The following is a 9,552-nucleotide window of genomic DNA, read 5'->3' as shown; positions in this document are numbered from 1 at the left end:
TTCAGTGACCAAGCATTCCCCATTCAGGAGACAGAATATGTCGACCGTAGCCGTAACCGATGATACCTTTGACGCCGAAGTCAAGAATTCCGACATCCCCGTTGTTGTCGATTTCTGGGCCGAATGGTGTGGCCCCTGTAAACAGATCGGCCCCGCTCTGGAAGAGCTGGCCACTGAGTATGGCGGCAAGGTCAAGATTGCCAAGGTAGACGTGGACAGCAACCCGAACGCAGCCGCCGCCATGGGCGTGCGCGGTATTCCGGCACTGTTCATCTTCAAAGACGGTCAGGTTGTTTCGAACCGCGCAGGTGCCGCGCCCAAAGCCGCGCTGCAAAGCTGGATTGACGAGTCCATCTGATCTGATTGGACAGACTGTTTTCAAAGGCGTCCCAACCGGGGCGCCTTTCTTTCTGCCGGGAGGGCACATGACAAAAACTCGGGTTCTTGTTGAATTTGGAATGGGAACGTCGCTGCGCCGCGAGGATTATACCGAGGCCGCTCTGCGTGCGATCAAGGATGCGCTTTGGCACAACTCTGTCAACATGGCAGAATTGTTCGATTTCCCGAAAGAGGCAATGATCATTGATGCTGAAATCGGGGTGCAGAAGCCCGATCAGGTGGACCAGGATGCGCTGAAAGCCGTATTTCCTTATGGTCAGCCGAATGTGACTGTCACCGAAGGCGGACTGGATATCGACAAACCCCACGCCGAGGGGCGCACCGTCATCGCAAACGCGGCCATTATAGTCTCGTTCGACATGGAGCCTGCGACATGAGCGAAAAACGTATCATTCTGGAAATGGGTACTGGCAACGATCTGTATGGACAGGATTACACCAAGGCCGCACGACGGGCCGTGCAAGACGCCTTGCATCACTCGTCGATCACGCTGTTTTCCAAGCTGGGCGTGGATCACCACGAGATGCGCGTTCAGGTGACAATCGGTGTTCAAGATCCCGAAGCTGTGGATTGTGATCAGGTCGCTGCAGATCTTCCACGCGGGCGGGCCAAGGTACGTGCCGTAAAGGGCGGGCTGGATATCGACGACAAAGACGGGACGCGGCATGTGGTGGCCACCGCTGCGGTCGAGGCGTTTCTGCCGGATCTTTCCGACCGATACAAATTATCCTGAAAAAGAAAAAGCCGCCCAAGTCTGAGCGGCTCAACTATTCTTGTAATGATCGTGCGGGTCAGATCGTCTCGATTTCCGCGCGGGTCAGACCGACATCTTCCAACTGGGCGTCGCTCAGGTTCGACAAAAGCTTGCGTGTCTTGCGGGATTCATTCCACAAAGCCGCTTTTTCGAATGTTCCGTAGATCGCGTCCACTACATGCAGGATGGTAGCTGCTCCGAGCGGCGCATGGATATTTGCAGTAGTTGCCATTTGCGCATTTCCTTGTGACTGAAACAGCCGACCTCGTGTCGGTTGTAAGGCTCATGTAGGAGCATTGCCTGAGACTCACAATTGCTAGTCTGGTAACCCCGAATTGCACTTAATGCATATCTTTTAAGCGGTTTGTGAACTGTTGCGCTGTACGCGCGCCCGGCCCATATAGGGGACCAGACAAAACGGAGGCTTCCATGGCAGACAGCGATTATCCCGGATGGCACGGCACGACAATTATTGGCGTCAAGAAAGGCGGCCAAGTGGTGATTGCCGGGGACGGTCAAGTCAGCCTGGGTCAAACCGTGATCAAAGGCACCGCCCGGAAAGTGCGCCGCCTGTCGCCGGGCGGGTTCGAGGTTGTCGCGGGTTTCGCCGGATCAACAGCCGATGCCTTCACTTTGCTGGAGCGGCTGGAAGCCAAGTTGGAGGCCACGCCAGGCCAACTGGCCCGCGCCTCGGTCGAGCTGGCGAAAGACTGGCGGACGGATAAATACCTGCAAAAGCTTGAGGCGATGCTGATCGTCACGGATGGCAAGGATCTGCTAGTGATCACAGGGGCAGGGGACGTGCTGGAGCCGGAACACAACGTCGCCGCCATCGGATCCGGCGGCAATTTCGCTCTGGCCGCAGCGCGCGCGATGATGGACAGCGACAAGCCCGCCGAAACGGTGGCGCGTGAGGCAATGGCGATTGCCGCCGATATTTGCGTCTATACCAATGGCAACCTGACGGTTGAGGAAATCTCAGGCCAGTAGCGCCTTGATCTCTTTCCCCTTCCACCGCAGGTGCATCCCGATCAGGCCCAGTATCGCGGCGAGGATGACGATGTAGTACGGCACCCGGATGTCGATGCTCATCAACCCGCCGCCGATCAGGGACATGACCCCTCCGGCCAGACAGAAGACAGCCGTGGTCACGCCCATCACCCAACCCTGATCGGTTTCGCTGACGGCCGAAGAAAACAGGCCCAGCAAGGTTGGGTAGGATACGCCAAAGAAGAAATAGAAGAAGAAGACCGGGATGTAACTCAGCACACCGCTGGGACTGAAGGCAAAACCAAACCCGCAGATCACCATGACCACCAGCGATGTGTAGATGATCTGATGCTTGCTGAACCTTTCTTGTGCCGGTTTCACAAGGAAAGTGCTTGAGAACGCCAGCGCAAATCCGATCACCACCATCGCCATGCTTCCGCCGATCACGCCATAGCCCCATGCAGATGTCAGGAAATTGTCGACGAAGACATAGAAGGTGACATTCGCGATCATGAACAAGGCATAAACCGGCAGGATTTTCAGAACCAACGGATGCGTGCGGACCGCGATCAGGCTGTCGGTGATATCGCGGGGGCGAAAAACAAAGGCTGCGCGTTCCGTGCGGGTGTCCTTGAAAAAGAACATCACAAGGAAAATCGCAATCAGTACCAGAGCGAAGGCCCCGTAGAACGGTGTTTTCAGCGTCGCATAACTGCCCAGCAGGTTGGCATCGGACAGGACGGCACCAATGATCGGACCTCCGACAAGGCCAAAGCTAACGCCAGTGATGATATATCCCATATTGCGGTCGCGATCGGCGGCGTCAGAGCTGCCATCAATCATTGCCGCCTGTGCAATAGGTTGGTTCCCAGCCGTAAAGCCCGTGATCGACCTACCGATAATCAACAGGATCAGACTGTTGAGATACAGCGCCGTAATGGTCAGCGCATAGCCTGCCAACGCTCCACCCAGACAGACCAGCAATGCGTTCTTGCGCCCGATCGAGTCTGAGACTTTCGAGACATACACAACGCCCAGAAACCAGGACAGAAAGAAACAACCGATCACCAGCCCATAGTACAGATGCCGCATACCCATTGCGGTGCTTTCGGGCAGGAAGTTGGATTTCGTCTCCATGATCAGCGAGTTGATGATCGGGAAAACCAGCCCCTGCCCAAGCAGGTCCACAAACACCACGAACAGAAGGGTGATCTTGGCAATTTTCGTCATCCGCGCGCTCCTGACCCTCAACACCTTGAAATTACTGTATCAGAGGGGGTGCGTTTCACCTAAGGAAAGCATTTGCAAACCGGATAGGGCATTGCTAACCAACGCTGCCGCTGTTGTTTTCGATCCAGCGGTGATTACCTAAGCCCAAGTTTCCATATGCCGACCGAAAGGACTGCGCCTTGACCGACCTGACCCCGCGCGAGATTGTCTCGGAACTGGACCGTTTCATTATCGGGCAGAAGGATGCCAAACGCGCAGTCGCCGTCGCGCTGCGCAACCGCTGGCGGCGCAAGCAACTGACCGATGACATTCGGGATGAAGTGTATCCGAAAAACATCCTGATGATCGGCCCCACCGGTGTTGGCAAGACCGAGATCAGCCGCCGACTGGCGAAACTCGCCCGCGCGCCATTCATCAAGGTCGAAGCCACCAAGTTTACCGAAGTTGGGTATGTCGGGCGCGACGTGGAACAGATCGTGCGTGATCTGGCAGATGCCGCGATTATCCAGACCCGCGAATTCATGCGCGAAGACGTCAAAGCCAAGGCGCATCAGGCCGCCGAAGATCGCGTGATCGAAGCCATCGCCGGTACCGATGCCCGGGAAGGCACGCGCGAGATGTTCCGCAAGAAACTGAAAGCGGGCGAGCTGGATGATACGGTGATCGAGTTGGAGTTGTCCGACAGCGCGAACCCAATGCCGATGTTCGACATTCCCGGTCAACCCGGCAGCCAGATGGGTATGATGAATCTGGGCGACATCTTCGGCAAGGCGTTCGGTGGGCGGACCGTCAAAAAGAAGATGACTGTCGCCGAAAGCTATGACGCGCTGATCGGGGAAGAGGCCGACAAGCTGCTGGATGATGAAACCGTCAACCGCGTGGCTTTGGAATCGGTCGAACAGAATGGCATCGTTTTTCTGGATGAGATCGACAAGGTCTGCGCGCGATCAGATGCACGCGGCGGCGACGTCAGCCGGGAAGGGGTACAGCGCGACCTGCTTCCCCTGATTGAGGGCACAACTGTCAGCACCAAACACGGTGCGGTCAAAACCGACCATATCCTGTTTATCGCTTCGGGCGCGTTCCACATCGCCAAACCCTCGGACCTGTTGCCGGAATTGCAGGGCCGTCTGCCGATCCGGGTTGAACTGCGCGCGCTGACCGAAGAGGATTTCGTGCGTATCCTGACCGAGACAGACAACGCCCTGACCCGCCAGTACACCGCCCTGATGGGCACCGAAGCGGTCACGGTCAGCTTCACCGACGATGGCATCGCGGCCTTGGCCAAAATCGCGGCGGACGTGAACCAAAGCGTCGAAAACATCGGTGCGCGGCGTTTGTACACGGTGATGGAGCGTGTGTTCGAAGAACTGTCCTTCACCGCCCCAGATCAGGCCGGGGCCAAGATCACGGTGAACGCGCAATTCGTCGATGACAATCTGGGTGAGCTGACCAAGTCCACAGACCTTAGCCGTTACGTCTTGTAATAGGTCCAGCCGGTTTCCGCCGGTCATTCTGTACGGCACCGCTGGACCTGAGGCGAAAATCAGATAGCGTGGGCGCATATTGTCCCGAGGACCAATCCTTTGCTGCGCTATTTTTTCATTTTCCTGCTGGCGGTGCCTCTAACCGCCTGTGTCGACCGTACGATATCCGAGACGGTGCCAACTGCGCTGTCCGTCGGAAGCCCTGAAACCGTTTTTGCAACGACAACGCGTGCGCGAGAGCCGGACGGTTCTTATGGATTTAAGCGGGGCGAGGCGTTGCAATATCTGGAAATGACGGTTTCGATCCCGCCCAATCACACACCCGGGACCCTTGATTTTTCATATGCCAATCCGAACCCCGAGAAGCAATTCGTCATGGCCGGTGTGGATGAGTTGCAAGGGCCAAGTGAGATGAAGGCGCGATTGGGGGGCAAGGATGAGGTGTCCATCTTTATCCATGGCTATAACACAACCCAGTTCGAGACCACGTTCCGCGCGGCCCAGCTAAGCCGTGACATCAACATCCCCGGTGCAATCATGGTGTATTCCTGGCCCAGCCAGGCCCGTGGTGCCGGATATGCCTATGATCTGGATAGTATGCTGTTTGCGCGCGACGGATTAGAGCAGACTGTGCGACAGCTTAAGGCAATGGGTGTAAGGCGCGTTATTCTGGTGGCCCATTCCATGGGTACAGCCCTGACGATGGAGATGATGCGACAGGCCGAATTGCGCGAACCCGGTTGGGCCAGCAAAAATATCGAAGGTGTCGTACTGATTGCCCCCGATCTGGATGTCGATCTGTTCCGGACGCAAATGGATACGATCAAAACGCCACCGGACCCTTTCATCGTGATGGTGTCGCGGAAAGACAAACTGTTGAACATTTCGGCCCGGCTGCGCGGCACCACTCAAGGTGAGCGCCTTGGCAATATCAGTTCCGTTGATGCATTGGCGGACTACAAGATCAGCATTCTGGACACGACGGCGTTCAACAAGGATGCGGATTCCTCGCATTTCGTGGCCGCGACGTCGCCCGCGCTTTTGGCCATCATCAATTCCGCCCGAAGGGTGAGCCGAACCTTCGACCCGGACGGTCGCGGGTTTGATGTGATCGCCCCCAACAGCGTTCGCAACCCGACGGGTGCAACTGAAATCGTTCTAAGCGAAACGGGGCAGGCGCGGGTCAGCTCTCCGTGACGCGGTTCCGGTTGGGGCAATACCTTCGGGACAACGCGACATGGTTAAGTGCCGGAGTCTTGCTGACCTTCATGTCCAGCTTTGGGCAGACCTTTTTCATTTCGATCTTTTCTGGGGAAATCCGCGCCGCTTTTGGTCTGAGTCATGGCGCGTGGGGCGGTTTGTATTCTCTTGGAACCACCATATCGGCCGTCGTGATGATCTGGGCCGGAGGGCTGACCGACATCTTTCGAGTAAGGGTTCTGGGCCCCGCGGTTCTGGCAGGCCTGGCACTGGCAGCGTTGGCGATGGCGGTGAACGCCTGGCTTGCCTTGCTGCCTGTTGTGGTGTTTCTGTTGCGTCTGTTTGGGCAGGGGATGAGCACCCACTTGGCGATGGTGGCAATGGCCAGATGGTTCACTGCCACACGGGGCAAAGCACTGGCGATCACGTCGTTGGGTTTCTCGGTGGGCGAAGCGTTGCTGCCGGTCACTTTTGTGGCTGCCATGGCCTTCTTGGACTGGCGGTGGCTTTGGGTGATTGCCGCGTGTGTCACCCTTTTGGGGATCCCTGCGCTGCTACGGCTGCTTCGTCAGGAAAGAACCCCGCAAAGCCTGTCCAGCGAATATTCGGCAACGGGAATGGAAGGTCGTAACTGGACCCGGAAAGAAGCGATCTTTCATCCGCTGTTCTGGTTCATGGCACCGGCCTTGCTGGGCCCGTCTGCTTTTATCACCGCCTTTTTCTTTCATCAGGTTCATCTGGCGGGCTCGAAGGGCTGGCAGCATATCGAACTGGTTGCCCTGTTTCCAATTTTCACCAGCGTTTCCATGTTGTCGATGTTTGCGGGGGGTTGGGCGCTGGATAAATGGGGCACGGCTAGGATCATGCCGTTTTATCAACTGCCTATGGCCGTTGGGTTTGGGATCGTGGGGATGACATCGTCGATCGGGGGCGCAACGCTGGCCTTGATGTTTCTGGCGCTGACAGTTGGTGCCAACAGCACCCTGCCCAGCGCGTTCTGGGCCGAATTCTATGGCACCCGGCATATCGGCGCGATCAAGGCGATGGCAACGGCGGTCATGGTTCTGGGATCAGCCATCGGGCCGGGGTTGACCGGCGTGATGATTGATCTGGGTGTGCCGCTGGACATCCAGTTTCTGTGGATCGGAGGCTTTTTCGTACTGGTCAGTGTCCTTGCCCGCATTGGCATCGCAAGAGCCGCTCAAACCCTTTAACGAACGCGGCGCAAATACACGTAATAGGCCCCGTCACCGCCATGGCTGACATGCGCAGGTGTCACTTGCAGAACAGCCTGCGCCAAGGGTGGCAGAGATAACCATTGCGGCACTTGATTGCGCAACACACCGCGCGGCGTGGGAATGGGGCCGGGCTCATCACGGTCCTTGCCCTTTCCGGTTACGACCAAAACCAGACGTTTGCCTGATGCTTGCGCTGACAGAATGAACCGGATCAATGTTGGATGCGCCGTATCCACGCGCATTCCATGCAAGTCCAGCTTGCCCTCTGGCTTCAGCTTGCCCCGTTTCATGCGGCTGAAAGCCTTGGTATCCATCTGGACCGGCGTCGCGCGCAGGCTTTCTGTGACCGTGGGCTTCAACGCGTTGCGCGCAGGTTTTCCCAAGGCGTTCTGCCCGACCTCGAACCGCTCAATCCGCACCCTGGGCGTTTTGGTTGGCTTGGGTTTGGGCAACGTCGTCGGGTGCACAGTTTGCGGCACTTCGGGATGCAGGCGCTCGGCCTGATTGGTCACCTTGCGCCACAGCTCAATTTCTTCCGCGGTCAGTTTACGGCGTGTCATCAGAACTCATCCGGCAACAGCGCATAAGCGCGTTGAATCGGCAGCAAAAGCACCATTCGACCCGAATCCTTTAATCGACCGGCAGCTTCCCCGGCTTCATCCCCGGTGCCGAAAAAGATGTCTGCACGTTGGGCGCCCTTGATGGCGGCGCCTGTGTCCTGCGCGATCATCAATCGGCGTAGCGGTGTTTTGCCGTTTTTCTCAACCCAAACCGGCGCGCCCAAAGGCGTATAGGCCGGATCAGCGGCAATGCTGCGCAGTGTGGTGACAGACCGATTCATTGCGCCCAAGGGACCCAATTCTGGCGCGACGCGGTTTACTTCGCGGAAGAACACATATGACGGATTGTGGAACAGCAGTTCGGCACCCGCTTCGGGGTTTTTACGCACCCAAGCCCGGATCATCTGCGCGCTGACCTGATGCGCACCCAACGCTCCGCGACGGATCAGTTCCGACCCGATAGACCGATAGGGGTGGCCGTTCGCCCCGCCATACCCAACGCGCACCGCGCCCCCATCCGGCAGACGAATACGGCCAGAGCCCTGAATCTGTAAAAAGAACAATTCCACCGGGTCATCGACCCAGGCAATCTCCAGACCCCGGCCGGTCATGCTGTCGCCGGTCAGAATTTCGCGGCGGCTCAGCCACGGACCTTCGGCGCGAGCTTCCGGCGGCATCTTGTAAATCGGATATCTGAAACGTTCGGATCGGGTCAGAGATCCATCCAGCTCGGGCTCGAAATAGCCGGTAAATAGGGCGTCTTTGCCGTCTTCGACCAGAACAGGACGGAAAAACAGCTCAAAGAACAATCGGGCAGCGTCAGATTCATAGGCCCGGGCAACGGCGCACAGCGCACGCCAGTCAGGGTCGTCCAGATCACCGCATGTATTCAGAAAAACCGAAAGGGCTGCGCCGTGGTCATCCTCGGCCCAGCCATCAAGATCGTCAAAGGTCAGTATGGAACGCGTCGCTTCGGCGCTGACAGAGGTTGCCATCACAACCCCCAGAAAAAACGACCGAAGCGCAGCAATCATGCGTCCGTGGCGACAAGCAGCCAGTTCGGATCGTCCGCGCCCATGACGCGGGCAAAGGTCCAGCTGTCCTTCTGGCGTTTGACGGTGTTGGGGTTGCCTTCGATGATGTCCCCGCCGCGATCACGCACGACCGAAGTCAGCTCACCAACAAACTTCATGGTGATCTCGGCCTGGTTGGTATCCTTGTCGAACTTCACATCTGCCAAGGATGTCTCGCGCACGCCAATAAATTCAGCCTCGATCGTAAGACCTTGATCTTCGCGGGCAGCGACTACGGATACGAACGTGTCGAACACCTCTTCGGACAAGAAGGGCTGTATTTCATCCAGATTGCCCTTTTCAAACCCCATGACGATCATCTCATAAGCGCCACGCGCACCCTGAACGAACTCACTGACAGAAAAGCTGGGCTCGACCCGCTTCATCGCAGTCAGGGTTTGCGCCTGTTCGCTGTCTTCGGCGACGTGGTCGGTGATGTCGTGATCCGGGCCGCCTTCGATCACCTCGAAGTCGCGGCGCGACTTGTGCGCCTCTGGTTGCTGCTGAACCGGGGGTTTTTCAAACCCCTCACGCGTGCCCAGAACGCTTTTCAAGCGAAGGATCAGGAAAACGGCAATTCCGGCCAGGACCAGCAACTGGATCATTGGGTTGTCGCTCATT

At 57.4% G+C, this 9,552-nt stretch carries 12 protein-coding genes; 7 read left to right on the top strand and 5 right to left on the bottom strand.

Going from position 1 to position 9,552, the window contains the following annotated elements; translation table 11 throughout:
- Positions 1 to 37 precede the first annotated feature (37 nt).
- From trxA to GOV88_RS11080, 3 genes are all read left to right on the top strand, one after another.
- Entirely contained in the window at positions 38 to 358 is a 321-nt protein-coding gene (gene trxA / locus GOV88_RS11090; RefSeq protein WP_039542610.1) for a thioredoxin, read from the top strand.
- 67 nt (positions 359 to 425) lie between these two features.
- The gene (locus tag GOV88_RS11085; RefSeq protein WP_171240467.1) at positions 426 to 776 is read left to right on the top strand and encodes a Lin0512 family protein; all 351 of its coding nucleotides are present in this window, start codon (positions 426 to 428) and stop codon (positions 774 to 776) included.
- Positions 773 to 1,132, top strand: a complete 360-nt coding sequence (locus GOV88_RS11080; protein WP_171124046.1) for a Lin0512 family protein — start codon at positions 773 to 775, stop codon at positions 1,130 to 1,132. Before GOV88_RS11085 ends, GOV88_RS11080 begins: the two co-directional genes overlap by 4 nt.
- A gap of 58 nt (positions 1,133 to 1,190) precedes the next feature.
- On the opposite strand, the gene GOV88_RS11075 is transcribed toward GOV88_RS11080, so the two are convergent.
- Positions 1,191 to 1,385, bottom strand: a complete 195-nt coding sequence (locus GOV88_RS11075; protein ID WP_171123756.1) for a DUF1127 domain-containing protein — start codon at positions 1,383 to 1,385, stop codon at positions 1,191 to 1,193.
- A gap of 197 nt (positions 1,386 to 1,582) precedes the next feature.
- Here GOV88_RS11075 and hslV point away from each other — a divergent pair, with 197 nt between their 5' ends.
- A complete protein-coding gene (gene hslV / locus GOV88_RS11070) occupies positions 1,583 to 2,143 on the top strand; it encodes an ATP-dependent protease subunit HslV (RefSeq protein WP_171240466.1) in 561 nt (186 codons plus the stop codon).
- Here the strand turns inward: hslV and GOV88_RS11065 are convergent.
- Entirely contained in the window at positions 2,132 to 3,373 is a 1,242-nt protein-coding gene (locus tag GOV88_RS11065; protein WP_171240465.1) for an MFS transporter, read from the bottom strand. The genes hslV and GOV88_RS11065 overlap by 12 nt on opposite strands.
- Positions 3,374 to 3,552: 179 nt before the next feature.
- On the opposite strand from GOV88_RS11065, the gene hslU reads away from it, so the two are divergent.
- The 3 genes from hslU (at position 3,553) to GOV88_RS11050 (ending at position 7,274) form a co-directional block, all read left to right on the top strand.
- The gene (hslU, locus tag GOV88_RS11060; RefSeq protein WP_171240464.1) at positions 3,553 to 4,860 is read left to right on the top strand and encodes an ATP-dependent protease ATPase subunit HslU; all 1,308 of its coding nucleotides are present in this window, start codon (positions 3,553 to 3,555) and stop codon (positions 4,858 to 4,860) included.
- 99 nt (positions 4,861 to 4,959) lie between these two features.
- Positions 4,960 to 6,057 carry an alpha/beta hydrolase gene (locus GOV88_RS11055; RefSeq protein ID WP_171240463.1) on the top strand — a complete coding sequence of 366 codons (1,098 nt, stop codon included), beginning with the start codon at positions 4,960 to 4,962 and terminating at the stop codon, positions 6,055 to 6,057.
- Positions 6,054 to 7,274: an MFS transporter gene (locus GOV88_RS11050; protein WP_371808235.1), complete on the top strand. Its 1,221-nt coding sequence runs from the start codon at positions 6,054 to 6,056 to the stop codon at positions 7,272 to 7,274. The genes GOV88_RS11055 and GOV88_RS11050 overlap by 4 nt, the downstream gene beginning before the upstream one ends.
- On the opposite strand, the gene GOV88_RS11045 is transcribed toward GOV88_RS11050, so the two are convergent.
- Genes GOV88_RS11045 through GOV88_RS11035 form a run of 3 tightly spaced genes read right to left on the bottom strand, consistent with a single transcriptional unit; the run spans position 7,271 to position 9,551 of the window.
- Positions 7,271 to 7,858 carry a Smr/MutS family protein gene (locus GOV88_RS11045; RefSeq protein ID WP_171240462.1) on the bottom strand — a complete coding sequence of 196 codons (588 nt, stop codon included), beginning with the start codon at positions 7,856 to 7,858 and terminating at the stop codon, positions 7,271 to 7,273. The two genes, GOV88_RS11050 and GOV88_RS11045, sit on opposite strands and share 4 nt — an antisense overlap.
- Positions 7,858 to 8,892, bottom strand: a complete 1,035-nt coding sequence (locus GOV88_RS11040) for a murein transglycosylase A (RefSeq protein WP_171240461.1) — start codon at positions 8,890 to 8,892, stop codon at positions 7,858 to 7,860. Before GOV88_RS11040 ends, GOV88_RS11045 begins: the two co-directional genes overlap by 1 nt.
- The gene (locus GOV88_RS11035; protein WP_171123768.1) at positions 8,889 to 9,551 is read right to left on the bottom strand and encodes a Tim44/TimA family putative adaptor protein; all 663 of its coding nucleotides are present in this window, start codon (positions 9,549 to 9,551) and stop codon (positions 8,889 to 8,891) included. The genes GOV88_RS11040 and GOV88_RS11035 overlap by 4 nt, the downstream gene beginning before the upstream one ends.
- Position 9,552: the final 1 nt, after the last annotated feature.

Source organism: Ruegeria sp. HKCCA5491 (assembly GCF_013034565.1).
In the GTDB taxonomy this organism is placed as follows: Bacteria; Pseudomonadota; Alphaproteobacteria; order Rhodobacterales; family Rhodobacteraceae; genus Ruegeria.
The sequence above is the reverse complement of the archived record's forward strand: the minus strand, read 5'-3'. Positions and strand labels throughout refer to the sequence as shown.